Genomic DNA, 15,563 nt, shown 5'->3' with positions numbered 1-15,563 from the left:
TCTTCACTCCTTCATTCAGATCATAAGATTTAACTACGCTGCTTTCTCGATGCGCGTAAGGCCGCCCATGTATGGCTGTAATGCTTCAGGAATATGAATGCTGCCGTCTTCTTGCTGATAATTTTCCATAACAGCAATTAATGCGCGGCCAACAGCGACGCCCGAACCGTTGAGCGTGTGCACAAAGCGCGTCGCTTTTTCCGCTTCCGGACGATAGCGCGCATTCATGCGACGGCCCTGGAAGTCACCACAAACCGAGCAGCTCGAGATTTCGCGATAAGCATTCTGGCCCGGCATCCACACTTCGATATCGTAGGTCTTCTGCGCGCCAAAGCCCATGTCGCCGGTGCAAAGCACAACCGTGCGGAACGGCAGGCCAAGGCGTTTCAGCACTTCTTCTGCACAAGCGGTCATGCGTTCATGTTCCGCAGCCGAGCTGTCTGCATCGGTGATCGAAACCATTTCCACTTTGAGGAACTGATGCTGGCGCAGCATGCCGCGTGTATCACGGCCGGAAGAACCCGCTTCCGAGCGGAAACATGGCGTCAATGCTGTATAACGCTGCGGCAGAGTTTTCACGTCAACGATTTCATCCGCAACCAGATTGGTCAGCGGCACTTCTGCCGTTGGAATGAGCCAACGACCATCCGTCGTGCGGAAAAGATCTTCGGTGAATTTCGGCAACTGACCCGTGCCATAAACAGCTTCGTCACGCACCATCAGCGGCGGCATGGTTTCCACGTAGCCGTGCTCAGTGGTGTGCAGATCAAGCATGAATTGGCCAAGTGCACGCTCAAGACGCGCAAGGGGTCCTTTGAGAACCGTAAAGCGCGAGCCTGCAATTTTTGCGGCACGTTCAAAATCCATGAAGCCAAGCGCTTCACCAAGCTCATAATGTTCTTTTGGTGTGAACGAAAAATTACGCTGATTTCCGATGCGACGGATTTCGACGTTGCCTGCCTCGTCTTCGCCAAGCGGCACATCATCCGCTGGAACATTTGGAAGCGTGGAAAGCGCGTCATTGAGTTCTCTGATCAGACGACGTTCGGTTTCTTCGGCTTCCGTCAAAAAAGCCTTCAGCTCGCCAACTTCCGCCTTCAGTCGATCAGCGGTTTCAGCGTCTTTCTCGGCCATAGCCTTGCCGATTTCTTTAGAAGCGGCATTGCGGCGTTCCTGAGCAGCCTGAACCTTGCCGACATGCTCACGGCGCTTTTCATCCAGCGCGATCAGTTCGGACGAGCGCGACTCTGATCCGCGCTTGGCAAGCGCCTTATCAAGAGCTTCAGGGTTTTCGCGAATCCATTTGATGTCGAGCATGGGAAAAGCCGTTTCGTGTAATTTAACAAGATAGAGGCTGCGATCATGCAGCCTCTGTTTAACATAAGTCCAGATCAGGAAGTCGGAGCGCTGTCCTCGGCGTCAGCCTCGTCTTTCGCTTCTTTCCGCTGCTTCTCGATCATTCGGGCCAATATGATAGAAATCTCGTAGAGAAGGATCGTTGGTATGGCAAGACCGATCTGGCTTGCCGGGTCTGGCGGTGTCAAAACCGCGGCAACCACGAAGGCAATCACAATCGCATATTTGCGCTTGTCTCTCAGTCCTTCGGATGTCAGCAAACCTGCCCGCGTCAGAAGACTTGTAACGACTGGCAACTGGAAAACCAGACCAAAGGCAAAAATGAGCGTCATGATGAGGCTCAGATATTCAGAGACCTTTGGCAGAAGCGAAATCTGCACTTCACCGTTTCCACCCGACTGCTGCATTGCAAGGAAGAACCACATCACCATCGGTGTAAAGAAGAAATAAACCAGTGCGCCGCCAATCAGGAACAGAATCGGCGAAGCAATGAGGAACGGCAAAAATGCCATGCGCTCATGCTTATAAAGACCCGGAGCGACGAACTTATAAATCTGCGCCGCGATGATCGGGAATGCGAGCACAATGCCGCCAAACATGGCGACTTTCACCTGTGTGAAGAAGAATTCCTGTGGTGCTGTATAGATCAGTTCTGCTTTCGAGCGATCCATACCTGCCCAATCGATTGCCCATTGATAGGGCACGACGAGCAAGTTGAAGAGATGCTTGGCAAAAGCAAAACAGAAAACAAAAGCGACAAAGAACGCCAAAATCGCCCAGATCAGGCGACGGCGCAGTTCAATCAGATGTTCGAGCAGAGGTGCGGCGCTCTGTTCAATTTCGGCCTCATCCCGTTTCACGCTTTGCTTCCTGTCTTGTCAGTCGTCTTTTTTGTGGTCTTTTTAGCAGGAGCGACAACCTTTCTGGTCGTAGCTTTTGGCACAGCTGGTTTCTTCGCGGCAGCGACTGTCGCGGGCTTAGTCGCAGCAGGCTTTGCAACTGTTTCGGATTTAGCAACAACAGCCTTCGGTTTAGCTGCTCTTGGCTTTGCCTTAACCGGCGTTTCCGCAACAGGCGTTTCTACTGCCGCAGCTGGAGCAGCCTTCTTGCGTGGTGCCTTTGGCTTAGCAACCGGCTTTTCGACCGGACCTTCAACAGGAACCGTTGCGCCATTTGGCTCAACAGGCGTCGTCACTTCTGAAAATTTTTCAGGCTCAGCCGGTGACATGGATGTCGTCGACTGGAGACCAGCCCGAATATCCTCTCCAGCACTACGAATCGGGTCGAAGACCTGCGTAAGCTTCGAGCGCGGATCAAGCTTGCGTGCTTCATCGACAATGTTCTTCACATCTTCAAGTTCGGCCTCTTTCAAAGCTTCATTGAACTGATTGCGAAATTCATTGGCCGTACTTCGCATCCGCGCTGTTGCTTTGCCGAAAGCTCTGAGCATCTTCGGCAAATCCTTAGGCCCCACCACCACGATCATCACGATCGCGATAATCAGCAGTTCAGACCAACCGATATCCAACATATTTGATACTCCGCGCTTTTGCGCGCGCCTTGTATTTCGGCGGAAAACCGCATTTCAAATCACAAATTGACCTCTATGGAGGCTACTCGTGATCAGCTTGGATTTTTTATTTATGCTGCGCACCCTATTGCACGCAGCCAAAGCAGATCACATCAGGACTTTGTCGTCTTCTTGACATCCTTAACGGTATCGTCAGCGCGCGCATCAATCGTACGACCAACACCATTGGCATCAGCCTTAGCATCCTCCTTCGCAGCGTCTTCTTCAGACATGCCCTGCTTGAAGTTCTTGATGCCCTTGGCAACATCGCCCATCAGTTCAGGAATTTTGCCACGACCGAACAGAAGCAGCACAACCGCGAGAACGATCAGCCAGTGCCAAATTGAAAAGCTACCCATTTTATTCCTCTCAATGCCGTGATCCACGGCGTATTTCTGTATTGCTGATTACGATTTAAGCGTTTTCAACAAATCTTTCAAACAGAAGTGTGACCGTGAACGAAGATACACCAATTTTATTTGTCGTATCTTGCTTTAAATCAATCACCGCGCGGTGCTAGCAACCCCAATCCTTCAAGATCGATATCCTCCAGCGGTTCTTCGTCGGCTGTCAACTCATCGGGATCAACATTGGGAACCGGGACAGAAAAACCGGACGGAGTGCGCGCTGACAATAGCCCTGCCCCGCGTAATTCTTCCAACCCCGGAAGATCACGAATCTCCGGTAGGCCAAACTGGTCGAGGAATGCGTCTGTCGTGCCATAAGTCACCGGGCGACCCGGCGTGCGGCGGCGACCACGCAGTTTGATCCAGCCAGTTTCCATCAACACATCAAGCGTACCCTTGGATGTTTCGACGCCGCGAATATCTTCCAGTTCTGCGCGTGTCACAGGCTGATGATAGGCAATGATTGCCAGCACTTCCATCGCCGCACGCGATAGTTTGCGTTGCTGAACTGTTTCACGGCTTAAAAGAAATCCGAGATCAGGTGCCGTGCGAAAAGCCCATGCTGTGCCAACCTGAACCAGATTGACGCCCCTGCCCTCATAGATTTTTTGCAAATGATTGAGCACAGCGGGTAAATCGGCATTGCCCGGCAGACGCTCCGACAAGGCACGTTCCGTCACAGGTTCTGCGGAAGCAAAAATAATAGCCTCGGCGATCCGGCTGAACTCAGCAAGTGTCATTGATGATTCTGGAGTTTCAGCATTGTCGTCAAAGTCATCAATCTCGATTTCTGTCTCAGACATCCGCGTCCTCATCCAGTTCATTCATTCCAGCCTGAACACGCATATAAATCGGCTCAAAAGGCGCATTCTGACGGACCTCAAGCTTACCTTCACGGACGAGCTCTAAACTTGCAGCAAACGAGCTTGCCAAGGCCGATGCGCGTTCTTGCGGTGTCAGTGCATAATTAATCAGGAAGCGGTCGAGCGAAATCCAGTCGTCACTTATTCCCATCAGCCGCACAAGCGCACTGCGTGCTTCCTTCAAAGACCAGACGGCACGTTTTTCGATCTGAACATGTGTCACGCTCTGACGTTGACGTTGCGATGTATAAGCGGTCAGCAACTCATAAAGCGTAGCAGAAAACTGGCTTGAACGATCCACGACAACCAGTTCTGGCATTCCACGCGCAAAAACATCTCGTCCCAGCCGTTTGCGGTTAACGAGATTTGCCGCAGCGTCGCGCATTGCTTCAAGACGCTTCAGACGGAATTGCAGCGTGGCGATTAGCTCTTCACCTGTGGCTTCGTCATCGCCCTTCTGTTTAGGAATCAGAAGCTTGGACTTCAAATAAGCAAGCCATGCCGCCATCACGAGATAATCGGCAGCCAGTTCGAGCTTGAGAGCCTGCGCCTGCTCGACGAAGCCCAGATATTGTTCCGCAAGCGCCAAAACAGATATGCGGGAGAGATCAACACGCTGCGTTCGCGCAAGATGAAGCAGCAAATCCAGCGGACCTTCAAAGCCCTGCACATCGACTAACAGTGAGGGTTCGCCATCGTCGATTTCAGATTCATTTTGCCACAGAGCATCCATCGGCACATTTGCACCGTCTTTGCTGCTTGTGTTGGTTTCTGATCCGGCCACGCGGTTTTCCTGTCGTCCTGATGGTCAGCGCATAAACCCCACTGACCTTTTGAGGACATCTTATCCTAAGAATCGCCTGTTAAGCTATTGCTTGAAACAGCTGTCCAAACTCTTCGCGCAGTTCCGCTTCATCAGACAAATCAGGCTCACCCGCATAAACTTCAGCAAGGTCTGCACGCCTGAGCGACTTGCCCTCCAAAATTGGAACACGAGGCGCAACCTTTTTGAGTTCTTCCATCACGCCCGCGCAATAAAGAACAATATCGCAACCCGCATTGGTGATGCCTTCGGCAATATCGCCAATATCGCCGGACAGCGCCTTCATCGAAATATCATCGCTGATGATCAAACCATCAAACTGGATGACGTCACGAATGACAGTATTGATAACCGTTGGCGAAAGCGTTGACGGGTTCTTCGGATCAAGGCTGTCAAAGATCACATGCGCAGTCATTGCCATTGGCAAATCATTGAGTGCTTTGAATGGCACGAAATCATGCGCGACCAGCTCAGACAAGGGCACATCAACTCGCGCCAGTTCTTTATGCGTATCACTGAATGCGCGACCATGTCCCGGCATATGCTTGATAACCGGCAAAACGCCACCCGCAAGCAAACCCTCAGCTGCAGCGCGTCCCATCAGCGCCACTTCTTGAGGATTTTTAGAATAAGCGCGTGCACCGATCACATCATGCGCTCCGTCTATCGGCACATCGAGAACGGGCAGACAATCGGCATTCACCCCAACTTTAAGCAGGTCGAATGCATGCAACCGTGCATGAAGCCATGCTGCGCGCAGGCCAGCATCATGATCGCGATTGTAGATCGCACCAATTTCCGCAGCTGCCGGATAATTTGGAACCAGTGGCGGACGAAGGCGCTGCACGCGTCCACCTTCCTGATCAATAAACACCGGCATTTGCGGGCGATCTGTCGCGTCGCGCAATTGTGCGGTCAGATCAGCAACCTGCTCAAGGCTTTCGACATTGCGTGCGAAGAGAATAAAGCCCCAAGGCTTTTCATCACGGAAGAAGGCTATCTCATCTGGCGTCAGCTTTGTACCGGCTACACCTGCAATCCACGCCTTGCATTCGCTCATGCGATATTCCTTCGATTCATTTGCACTCAAAATCAGTGATTATGACTTAACCGAAAAACATTCAGCTTGGTAGTCTCACGAAAAAGGGCGGCCAAAGCCGCCCTCTTCAAATTCATTAATCCAATTGTTACTGCGTTACAAAGCAGCTACCACCCGCCGTCTTAAAGCGACCGCAAAGCGCATTTGCCTCTTCTTTCGAACCAGCCTGAACTCGAACACGGTAATAAGTGCCCTTGTTCGGAATATCGGCGCGCTTAATATCAACGGCACGGCCACCGATCACGCTGCCATAACGCTGAGCCATATTCGCATAAGACTTCTGTGCCAGTTCAGCAGATGGCTGCGAAGCGATCTGGATGAAATAACCACCACCAGCCGCAGATGCGACCTGTGGAGCAGCTGCAGGGGCTGCCTGTGCTGGCGTCTGTGTGCGTTGCGGGACGTTGCCAACAATCGTGGTTGGCTGTTCAGCAGGGCGCGAAGGAATCACAGGCGCACGAACAGGTACCGCTGGAGCCTGTGTTGCCGGCTGTGCAGTCTGCGTATTGGTAACAGGAGGCTGAAGTTCACCGGCAGCAGCAAGCGCTCCGATTTCATCGGTTTCAGCTGGTGGTGCAATCGGCGCATCATTGTTGGTCGCAGCGACTGGAGCAGTCGGCTGTGGTGCCGTCTGCGCAGGCTGCTGTGCCTGAACGATCGAACCGTCTGGACGCACGATCATTGTTTCCACTTCGCGTGGCTGGATCAGTGGTGCGTCCTGTCCAGAATGAGACGCGGCTGCTGTGTTTGGTTCTGGACCATCATCCATACCAACATCATTATCCTGAGCGCCAAGATCGACAGGCTCTTCACCCGCAGAAATAAGCGACTTCTGTTCAGGATTATTCGGCAATGTGCCTGCAACGCGGTCGTAAACGGCCTTATCCTGATTAGGAACAGTCGCACCGCCCGGATTTTCCGGCTGTATCTTAATCGGCTGGTTATCCGCACGAATCACAACAGGTTCGCCGGAACCGCTGCCACCAAGGAAGTGATAGCCAATGCCACCGATGAGAACAGCCAAACCCGCGACGCTTGCAAGGATCAGGCCGCGACGTCCACGAACAGGACGATTACGATAGGCTTCAGCAGCGACACCAAGATCGTCTTCCGGCTGCATACCACCGGCACGCGTGCCGAATTCGCCGCCTTCCATGGTCTGCGCGCCCTGTGCAGCCCAATGATTGTAAAAGTCGTCACTATTTGCAGCGGCATTTTGTGGCGTTGCTGACGGGATCGTTGGGTTGGCGCGTCCATAAGCAACGGTTGCGGCGGCAGCGCCAAGACCAAGGGCTGCACCAGCCGCTACGCCACCACTTGGCATGTAAGACGATGCGCTTTCGCGGAAGATATCTTCGAAAGCTTTGTCAGCTTCGCTCTGGACTTCGACCTTCGCAGCCGATTCATCGACATCGATGGTGCTGAACACTTCAGCAAATTCAGCTTCCAGATCACTCAGCGATGCGCCGGCATCTTCATCGCCATAGCTGACTTCTGGCAAGTCGAGCGAATGGGTTTGATCAACCTTGCCTTCAGAGACGCTTAGCGTTTCGATTTCAGGCGCCGGTGCTGCAAAGATCGAACGCTGATCGGCATAGTTTGTAAATGATGGCGCTGATGGATGGCGATCTTCGTCGCTATACGTTGCATGCGCATAAGCAGGCTGACTGACTGGCTCTTCATCTTCATCCGGCGACAGATCAAAATCTTCATCCGTGAAGAAATCTTCTTCGGTAAAGACAGCCGAGGCATCATCAGGCGCAGCAGAAGCTGCGTCCCCCGAAGGCTCAAAACCAAAGTCGTCTTCACTGAACGAAATTTCTTCCAGACCAGACTGATCGTCATCGGTTGATTCTGAAACAGCGCGTGCAAAATCTGGCTCATCTGACAGCGAGAAGTCGTCGCCAAACGAAAAATCGTCTTCGAGTTCAGCCTGTTCTGATTCGAAAGCGGGGGCAGCATGCTGCACTGGCTCTGAAGACAAAATGCCAGCAGTCGCAGCACCCGCTGCAAAATTGCTCAACGTGTAATGCGGATAAGCAGGAGCTTCCGCACGCGACTCTGTTTGCGGTGCATAGCTTTCGGGAGCGTAACTGGTCGCGGACTCAACAGGAGCGAAGGCCTGCGGATCTTCCAGCGAGAAGTCGTCAAACGCAGGTTCTTTGTGCACTGGCTCTTCAGCGACATTGCTCTCAAAACGAGGTGCGTCGTTTTCAAACTGCTGCGGCTCATCTTGATAGGCTGGCTGATAAACTGATTCTGGCGCTGACGAAGCCTGCGCCTCTTCACCAAACAGCAAGCTTTCCAGCTCGTCTTCTAGCGATAGAGCCTGATGTGGCGGCTCTACAGGCTGGGGGGCTTCAAACGGTGCAGCGGATGGGATTTCCCATTCATTGTCGATGTTCTGGCTAGGTGTTGCATATCCAGCAGCTTCGTCCGCATAGGGATCAGAAAATTGCGATTCCGACTCCTGAAATTCAGGGGATTCGTAGTTTGAATAGTACTGCTCTAAAGGGGCGGCGGCTGGAGCATAAGCATCCGGATGAATGTCTTCGTATGCTGTGCGCGCTTCAGAATAATCATTGTAATCGAACTGCGGCACGGGTTCCGTGCGATCAGCTTCTACAAACTCAAAAGACTGCGCAGGCGCGACAGGCTGAGCGGCTGGTTCATGCGCATCCATCTGAAGATCAAATTCTTCTTCAAGAGCGGACGCCAGATGGTCCTCATGCAGAACCGGCGCTTCATCCTGATAAGAATTAGACGAAAATGGCACCGTATATTGCTGTGGCTCTGGCTCATCACCAAAATCACCAAGCAACTCACGCTCAAGATCGAACGCTATCTCGCTGTCACCAGAATCAAAATTTGGCTCAGGCCGGTAGTCGCCCCGGTAGTCATTTTGGGCGACATTGGTATCAGCAGACGCGCCGAAGTCCATGATCCTTGATAGTTCCATCAGCGGATCGTCTTCGTGCAGCGGACGCTCGCCGTAATTACGGGGATTAGCACTGCTGTCCGTCATGGTGTGTTCCTAACTCAAACCCTGGACGTCGCAAGACGTCTCGATACATCACATTTTAGCGAGGCAATGTGGGCAAAAGTTGACGGAAGTTACTTGCGCCTTATGGAAGGCCGGTGACTTAACCCGTCATCGGTCTTCCATCTTTTTGACTTACCACCACCCACTCAACACTGTTGTTGAACTTGCGAGTGATCAGTTCGTCTTAGCGCATTTCCGTTGGAGCATCCGCACCGATAATCGTCAAACCAGAAGTCAGAACATCGGAAACGACCTGCACCAGCCCTAGCCTTGCTAGTGACAATTCTGGATCGTTAACCTTAATAAAACGTAAGTCTGGGTTTTCTGTACCCTTATTCCATTGCGAATGTAGCGCGCTGGCAAGGTCATAAAGGTAAAAAGCGAGACGATGAGGCTCCTGATGGGTAGCCGCAGCTTCGATCAAACGTGGGTATTCAGCAAGCTTGCGGATGAGTGCAATTTCGCTCTCATCGGTCAGCTTGTGGAGGTGTGAACCAAGCGAAACGCGATCCAGATCGGTAAGCCCAAGCTGATCAACAGCCTGACGGAAGACCGAATGGCAACGCGCTGACGCGTATTGCACGTAGAACACCGGATTGTCCTTCGACTGCTCCGTTACTTTCGCAAAATCGAAATCAAGCGGCGCATCGTTCTTCCGGTAAAGCATCATGAAACGGACCGGATCGCGACCAACCTCATCCACCACTTCGCGCAGCGTGATGAATTCGCCCGAACGCTTCGACATACGCACGGGTTCACCATCGCGGAACAGTTTTACCAATTGGCAAAGCAGCACTGTCAGCTTGGCCTTTCCGTCAGAAACAGCACGTGCAACAGCTTCAAGACGCTTTACATAGCCGCCATGGTCTGCGCCAAGCACATAGACCATCTCATTGAAACCACGGTCATATTTGTCTTTGAAGTAAGCAACGTCAGCCGCAAAATAAGTGAATGCGCCGTCTGACTTCATCAGCGGACGGTCAATATCATCACCCACTTCAGTCGAGCGGAACAAGGTCTGCTCGCGATCTTCCCACTCTTCTGGCAGCTGGCCCTTTGGCGGTGGCAGCTTGCCCTTATAAACGTGGCCCTTAAGCGTCAGATCGTTGATTGCAGCGCGAATGGCGCGTGCATGATCGGCATGCAGCGTGCGCTCAGAATAGAACACGTCATGATGAACATTGAGCGCATCAAGATCTGCGCGAATCATTGCCATCATTGCGTTGATGGTGCGTTCTTTCACCAGAACGAGTGCTTCTTCTTCCGGCATTTCCAGAAGCGTCTTGCCAAATTCCTTGGCAAGCGCCTCGCCGACTGGCACCAGATAATCGCCAGGATAAAGACCGGCAGGAATTTCGCCGATATTTTCGCCCAGTGCTTCGCGATAACGCAGCATCGCAGAATTGGCCAGCACGTCGATCTGTGCGCCCGCATCATTGATGTAATATTCTTTGACGACATCGAAGCCAGCGAATTTTAGCAGGTTAGCAAGCACGTCACCGACAACGGCGCCGCGGCAATGGCCGACATGCATTGGGCCGGTCGGGTTTGCCGAAACATATTCAACATTGACTTTTTTGCCAGCGCCGAGCTTTGAGCGGCCAAAATCGGTCGCTTCATTGAGCATGCCCTGCAACTCGCGCTGCCAGTATGCGTCCTTCAAACGCAGATTAATGAAGCCCGGACCTGCAACATCGACACTTGCGACGTCTTCATCGGACTTCAAAGCATCGGCAATTGCCGTTGCAAGCTCGCGCGGATTCTGACCAACAGCCCTGGAAAGCACCATGGCAGCATTGGTTGCAATATCACCATGCGATGCGTCGCGTGGCGGCTCAACGCTGATACGCGACAGATCAAGCTCGCTGCCATCTTTCGTTTTCAGATCAACCTCTTGCAACGTTTTTTTGATACGTGCGTCGAAATCTGCAAAGATATTCATGGTTCGTCCTGTCAGGCTTCTGTCCGGCTATAATTGTGTTTTCCGGCCTTGGCTCGTCATAAAAATAACAGCCATACCAACGCGTTTTAGCGCCAGCATCCGCTTCGTTAAGCTCCGATTAAGCTAAATCGGGTGTGTGGTCAAACAATCGTCGGTGTTCGCGCACGGCATAATTGTCAGTCATACCCGCCAGATAGTCGGCAACACGGCGTGCCTTGCCTGCTTGATCAAGCACTTCCCAGTCTGCTTGCCACTCGGCTGGCATGATGGATGGTTTTTCAAATGAAATATCGAATAGGTCTTGAACAATCTTATCCGCAGCATGCCTGCGAACCACGACACTGTCATGAAAATAAAGGTTCTTGAACAAAAAGCGTTTCAGCGTTTTTTCTTCATCGCGCATCGTATCCGAAAAGCCTACAAGCGCGTGTGGTTGCGCATGCACGTCATCAACACTTTGAGGATTGGCATTCGCGATACGGCGTTGTGATTCAGCAATCACGTCTTCGACCATGATCGTGATCTGACGACGCACTAGCTCATGCCCGGTGCGCACGGCATCAAGTGCCGGATAACGCGCTCTGACAATATCTAGCAGCCGCTTTGTTAGAGGCACCTCATCCAGCCCTTCAAGCGTCAGCAGGCCGGAGCGAAGACCGTCGTCAATATCATGCGCATTATAAGCAATGTCGTCCGCGATTGCCGCGCATTGCGCCTCGAGGCTCGCAAAACGCGACAATTCGAGATCATAGCGCCCATTGAAATCGAGGATAGGTTGAGGAACCGGCTCGTCGGCATCGGTCGCAAAGGGGCCAATCAGCGGACCATTGTGCTTTACCAGCCCTTCAAGGGTTTCCCATGAGAGGTTCAAACCATCAAAATCTGCATAACGATGCTCAAGCTTTGTCACGATACGCAAAGACTGCGCATTGTGATCAAAGCCGCCATAGGGTTTCATCCGCTCGTTGAGCGCGTCTTCCCCAGTATGTCCAAACGGCGTATGGCCAAAATCATGCACGAGCGCCACCGCTTCGGCAAGGTCTTCGTCCAATCGCAAGGCACGCGCCAATGCACGGGCAATCTGCGCCACTTCGATCGTATGGGTCAGGCGCGTGCGGTAATGATCACCCTCATGGGCGATAAAAACCTGCGTCTTATGCTTCAGGCGGCGGAAAGCCGTTGAGTGAATGATTCGGTCGCGGTCGCGCTGAAAAGGAGTCCGCGTGGCGCTTTCTGGCTCAGACACCAGCCGCCCACGGCTCAAAGCCGGATTGCAAGCATAAGGCGCGCGTTCACGATAGCCAAAGCCGATGCCTTCGAGTGACCCAATTTCCTGGCCGGACATTGCGATGCGTTCCTCACTGTAATATGATTACGTAAATGACAGGTGGACATTGACTTCCACGCACTGCGTTCATAGCTATCAGCTAAACATGATGGCAAGTATACGTTGATTGTGAATTTCGTAATTCCACTTCGTTATACGCAATTGTAAGCGGAACAAGGCAGATGACAGACATTACCGTTTCTGAATCCGCAGCCAAGCGGATTGCAAAGATTATCAGTTCCGAACCCGGCAAGACCGCGCTTCGCGTGTCTGTCGAAGGTGGTGGCTGTTCCGGCTTTTCCTACAAATATGATCTGGTTGATGATCAGTCCGATGATGACATTGTTATCGAAAAGCTCGGTGCCAGGGTACTGATCGATTCCATCTCTGTGCCCTATATGGACGGCTCGCAGATCGATTTCGTTGATGACCTGATGGGACAGTCGTTTCAAATCCGCAATCCAAATGCCACAGCATCATGCGGTTGCGGTACAAGCTTCGCGATCTGATGGAGTTTACCACCCCAAAGAAAAACCGGCTTTAAATTAAAGCCGGTTTTATTTTATCAGGCTTTGACCGACGAGACGGTCGCATCAATGTGATCAACCAGCGCATCCGGCAAACCAAGGCGACCCGCCAACATATCGAGATAACCACGTTCTGCACGCGTATCAGGATCAATCGTCAGGCGTGAAGCCGTGTAAAGCTCAACCTTCTGCTCTTCCGTCTGAGCAGCTGAGACCAGCGCTTCAATATCGATCGGATCCGCCAATTCTTTCTCAAAAAACGCTTCTGCCTCGTTATCGAGGCCTGAAATCTGCACTTTTTCCATAATCAACGCGCGCTCATTCGCATCGATGTGACCATCAGCCTTTGCAGCCGCAATCATCGCCTGAATAAGTGTCAGCGCGAAGCTATTGCTCATTGAAGGTGATTGCGGATGAAAGGGTGAGTCTGCTGGCGGCGGTAGGAGCAGTTCTGGCTCAGCTGCCGCTGGTTGGGGGGCAGTTTGCGGCTGCTGGCCGGATTTATAGTTCTTATACGCGAGATAACCAAGACCAGCGATTGCAGCTAAACCGCCTGCGGTTGCGACATTGCCAGCAAGTTTGCGGCCCGTCTTCGTGCCAAAGATTGCCGCAGCAATGGCGCCAGTAGCCAATGGATTTTTCTTTGCAAGATCGGTGGCCTGCCCTGCCTTATCGCGAACACTTCCTGACATGCCCGGTATTTGCGATCCCAGAAACTGGTCGAGAAGCTTTTTGGCGTCAAACATTCAAGTCTCCTAATTTGACTACTGTAAAAGGGAGATAGGAATGCAAAAGCGGCAATACAAATGACCAATGCATATTTATACGAAAGAGCGGAAATTCTGTGATGGAATGCGTGCGGCGCTTGCCCTCACCCCATCTTACGCCTAATCATTTCAACATGAAAATCGCGACATGGAATATTAACGGCGTCAAAGCGCGCATCGAAAACCTCCAGCATTGGCTGAAGGAATCATCGCCCGACATCGCTTGCCTTCAGGAAATCAAGTCAGTGGACGAGCTGTTCCCACGGCTGGAAATCGAAGCGCTCGGCTATCATGTCGAAACGCACGGGCAAAAAGGCTTTAACGGCGTCGCGATTCTTTCCAAAAAATCACCAGATGAGGTTATTCGCGGTCTTCCCGGCGATGATAGCGACGAACACGCTCGTTTCATTGAGGCCGTTTTCTCGACCGATAAAGGCGTTCTACGTGTCGTGTCGCTCTATCTCCCCAACGGCAATCCGATTGATACGGAAAAGTTTCCTTATAAGCTTTCCTGGATGCAGCGCCTTGAGACATGGGCCAAGAACAGGCTTGAACTGGAAGAGCCGCTTGTGCTTGCAGGCGATTATAATGTCATTCCTGAGCCTTATGACGCGAAGAATCCGCAACAATGGCTGGGTGATGCGCTGTTTCAGCCGCAATCACGTCAGGCGTTTCGTCGCCTGGAAAATCTGGGCTTCACTGAAGCGGTCAGAGCTGCCACGGACGCTGAAGGCGTTTACACGTTCTGGGATTATCAGGCCGGTGCATGGCAGAAAAACAATGGCATTCGCATCGACCATCTGATGTTGTCACCAGAAGCGGCAAACCATTTCGTTTCGACTGATATCGAAAAGCATGTCAGAGCATGGGAAAAGCCGTCAGACCACGTGCCTGTAACGGTGACATTATCCGTCTGATTAATCAGGCGGATTTAAATAATCAGAAATCGCCCTTGGTGGTCAGATTGCTGGAGAGTGCCACCGCATTACGGCGGTCTGCTTCACCCGCAATAGAGAAAGCCTGTTCCTGCATATCGCGTATCCAGGTGCAGTCTTCTGTTGGGCAACGCTCAAAGGCTGCAGTCAGCATGGCTAGGCCACGCACGGTCTTTCCCGCCTGAAACAGCATATTGCCGAGCATCGCTTGCGCGCTCGCATTGCCCTTCTTGGCAGAAAGCTGGAACCAGCGTGCGGCCTGCATTGGGTTAGGCTCTCCACCCTCACCGTCAAGCAACATCTTGCCAAGTTCAAACTGAGCTGCCGGATCACCGAAATTCGATGCAGCCTGCACATAAAGATTACGGGCAAACTTGGGATTGGCCTTGACCGGCGAACCGGGAATGCCGCGCTTCACATAACCGGCAAGTGCGACCAGCGCATCAGCAACATAAGGCTCATTTTCTGAACCCGGCTCTGCACCGTCACGAACGATCTTTTCAAAAATCTGATAGGCTTCATAGTCATTCTCAGCGACGCCATCGCCATCGGCATACATGCGTGCAAGCTTCCACTTGGCGCCCTGATGTCCACGATCGGCAGCATAACGCAGCGCCTTGATCGCCTCGTCCTTGTGGCCACTCTTATAAGCAGAAAAACCAAACTTGAAGAGTTCAAACGGGCTACGCGATTTCTCGGAGTCATCGTTTAAATCAAAAGCCGAAGCACTGTTGCACACAATGGCCAAGCCAAGCGCCGCAGCGATAAGGGGATATGAAAAACTGCGGATACGCATCACAACGCTGGTCTTTCACACTGATTAGAAGTTGATGACATAAGTAACAGAGTGCATTGAATTTTCGTCAACACTGAGACCCGATTTTGGCGGAAAAAAGCTCGTTTT

The 15,563-nt window shown here is 52.2% G+C and carries 14 protein-coding genes; 2 read left to right on the top strand and 12 right to left on the bottom strand.

Annotated features, from left to right (window positions below; translation table 11 throughout):
- Nucleotides 1–33: 33 nt before the first annotated feature.
- The 10 genes from serS to RI570_RS10890 form a co-directional block, all read right to left on the bottom strand.
- Nucleotides 34–1,317 (bottom strand): serine--tRNA ligase, encoded by a 1,284-nt coding sequence (gene serS / locus RI570_RS10935; protein WP_313828432.1) that lies wholly within the window; start codon nucleotides 1,315–1,317, stop codon nucleotides 34–36.
- Nucleotides 1,318–1,391: 74 nt separating this feature from the next.
- Entirely contained in the window at nucleotides 1,392–2,216 is an 825-nt protein-coding gene (gene tatC, locus RI570_RS10930) for a twin-arginine translocase subunit TatC (RefSeq protein ID WP_250039728.1), read from the bottom strand.
- Nucleotides 2,213–2,887, bottom strand: coding sequence for a Sec-independent protein translocase protein TatB (tatB, locus tag RI570_RS10925; RefSeq protein ID WP_313828431.1), 675 nt, complete (start codon nucleotides 2,885–2,887; stop codon nucleotides 2,213–2,215). The genes tatC and tatB overlap by 4 nt, the downstream gene beginning before the upstream one ends.
- Nucleotides 2,888–3,039: 152 nt before the next feature.
- Nucleotides 3,040–3,285 carry a twin-arginine translocase TatA/TatE family subunit gene (locus RI570_RS10920; RefSeq protein WP_313828430.1) on the bottom strand — a complete coding sequence of 82 codons (246 nt, stop codon included), beginning with the start codon at nucleotides 3,283–3,285 and terminating at the stop codon, nucleotides 3,040–3,042.
- A gap of 140 nt (nucleotides 3,286–3,425) precedes the next feature.
- Complete coding sequence (gene scpB, locus RI570_RS10915; RefSeq protein WP_313828429.1) at nucleotides 3,426–4,136, bottom strand: SMC-Scp complex subunit ScpB; 711 nt, start codon at nucleotides 4,134–4,136, stop codon at nucleotides 3,426–3,428.
- Nucleotides 4,129–4,980 (bottom strand): ScpA family protein, encoded by an 852-nt coding sequence (locus tag RI570_RS10910; protein ID WP_313828428.1) that lies wholly within the window; start codon nucleotides 4,978–4,980, stop codon nucleotides 4,129–4,131. Before RI570_RS10910 ends, scpB begins: the two co-directional genes overlap by 8 nt.
- A 79-nt stretch (nucleotides 4,981–5,059) precedes the next feature.
- Nucleotides 5,060–6,079, bottom strand: a complete 1,020-nt coding sequence (gene nagZ, locus RI570_RS10905) for a beta-N-acetylhexosaminidase (protein WP_313828427.1) — start codon at nucleotides 6,077–6,079, stop codon at nucleotides 5,060–5,062.
- 127 nt (nucleotides 6,080–6,206) lie between these two features.
- Nucleotides 6,207–9,143 (bottom strand): SPOR domain-containing protein, encoded by a 2,937-nt coding sequence (locus tag RI570_RS10900; protein ID WP_313828426.1) that lies wholly within the window; start codon nucleotides 9,141–9,143, stop codon nucleotides 6,207–6,209.
- Nucleotides 9,144–9,345: 202 nt separating this feature from the next.
- The gene (argS, locus tag RI570_RS10895; RefSeq protein WP_313828425.1) at nucleotides 9,346–11,103 is read right to left on the bottom strand and encodes an arginine--tRNA ligase; all 1,758 of its coding nucleotides are present in this window, start codon (nucleotides 11,101–11,103) and stop codon (nucleotides 9,346–9,348) included.
- 118 nt (nucleotides 11,104–11,221) lie between these two features.
- Nucleotides 11,222–12,448, bottom strand: coding sequence for a deoxyguanosinetriphosphate triphosphohydrolase (locus RI570_RS10890; RefSeq protein ID WP_313828424.1), 1,227 nt, complete (start codon nucleotides 12,446–12,448; stop codon nucleotides 11,222–11,224).
- A 164-nt stretch (nucleotides 12,449–12,612) separates the two neighbouring features.
- Here RI570_RS10890 and erpA point away from each other — a divergent pair, with 164 nt between their 5' ends.
- Nucleotides 12,613–12,939 (top strand): iron-sulfur cluster insertion protein ErpA, encoded by a 327-nt coding sequence (erpA, locus tag RI570_RS10885; protein ID WP_250039716.1) that lies wholly within the window; start codon nucleotides 12,613–12,615, stop codon nucleotides 12,937–12,939.
- A 56-nt stretch (nucleotides 12,940–12,995) separates the two neighbouring features.
- On the opposite strand, the gene RI570_RS10880 is transcribed toward erpA, so the two are convergent.
- Nucleotides 12,996–13,703: a tellurite resistance TerB family protein gene (locus RI570_RS10880; protein ID WP_313828423.1), complete on the bottom strand. Its 708-nt coding sequence runs from the start codon at nucleotides 13,701–13,703 to the stop codon at nucleotides 12,996–12,998.
- A gap of 155 nt (nucleotides 13,704–13,858) precedes the next feature.
- Here RI570_RS10880 and xth point away from each other — a divergent pair, with 155 nt between their 5' ends.
- Nucleotides 13,859–14,641, top strand: coding sequence for an exodeoxyribonuclease III (gene xth, locus RI570_RS10875; RefSeq protein WP_313828422.1), 783 nt, complete (start codon nucleotides 13,859–13,861; stop codon nucleotides 14,639–14,641).
- 22 nt (nucleotides 14,642–14,663) lie between these two features.
- On the opposite strand, the gene RI570_RS10870 is transcribed toward xth, so the two are convergent.
- Entirely contained in the window at nucleotides 14,664–15,455 is a 792-nt protein-coding gene (locus RI570_RS10870; RefSeq protein WP_313828420.1) for a tetratricopeptide repeat protein, read from the bottom strand.
- Between the last annotated feature and the right edge of the window lie 108 nt (nucleotides 15,456–15,563).

Source organism: Brucella pseudogrignonensis, assembly GCF_032190615.1.
GTDB lineage: Bacteria > Pseudomonadota > Alphaproteobacteria > Rhizobiales > Rhizobiaceae > Brucella > Brucella pseudogrignonensis_B.
This window is presented reverse-complemented; position numbering and strand designations above follow the sequence as displayed.

Bases quoted from the DNA above. Each gene is read 5' to 3' on its own strand.
- nagZ (WP_313828427.1), bottom strand. From the start codon at position 6,079: ATGAGCGAATGCAAGGCGTGGATTGCAGGTGTAGCCGGTACAAAGCTG.
- tatB (WP_313828431.1), bottom strand. From the start codon at position 2,887: ATGTTGGATATCGGTTGGTCTGAACTGCTGATTATCGCGATCGTGATG.
- RI570_RS10920 (WP_313828430.1), bottom strand. From the start codon at position 3,285: ATGGGTAGCTTTTCAATTTGGCACTGGCTGATCGTTCTCGCGGTTGTG.
- xth (WP_313828422.1), top strand. From the start codon at position 13,859: ATGAAAATCGCGACATGGAATATTAACGGCGTCAAAGCGCGCATCGAA.
- RI570_RS10890 (WP_313828424.1), bottom strand. From the start codon at position 12,448: ATGTCCGGCCAGGAAATTGGGTCACTCGAAGGCATCGGCTTTGGCTAT.
- RI570_RS10870 (WP_313828420.1), bottom strand. From the start codon at position 15,455: ATGCGTATCCGCAGTTTTTCATATCCCCTTATCGCTGCGGCGCTTGGC.
- scpB (WP_313828429.1), bottom strand. From the start codon at position 4,136: ATGTCTGAGACAGAAATCGAGATTGATGACTTTGACGACAATGCTGAA.
- RI570_RS10880 (WP_313828423.1), bottom strand. From the start codon at position 13,703: ATGTTTGACGCCAAAAAGCTTCTCGACCAGTTTCTGGGATCGCAAATA.
- erpA (WP_250039716.1), top strand. From the start codon at position 12,613: ATGACAGACATTACCGTTTCTGAATCCGCAGCCAAGCGGATTGCAAAG.
- RI570_RS10900 (WP_313828426.1), bottom strand. From the start codon at position 9,143: ATGACGGACAGCAGTGCTAATCCCCGTAATTACGGCGAGCGTCCGCTG.
- argS (WP_313828425.1), bottom strand. From the start codon at position 11,103: ATGAATATCTTTGCAGATTTCGACGCACGTATCAAAAAAACGTTGCAA.
- serS (WP_313828432.1), bottom strand. From the start codon at position 1,317: ATGCTCGACATCAAATGGATTCGCGAAAACCCTGAAGCTCTTGATAAG.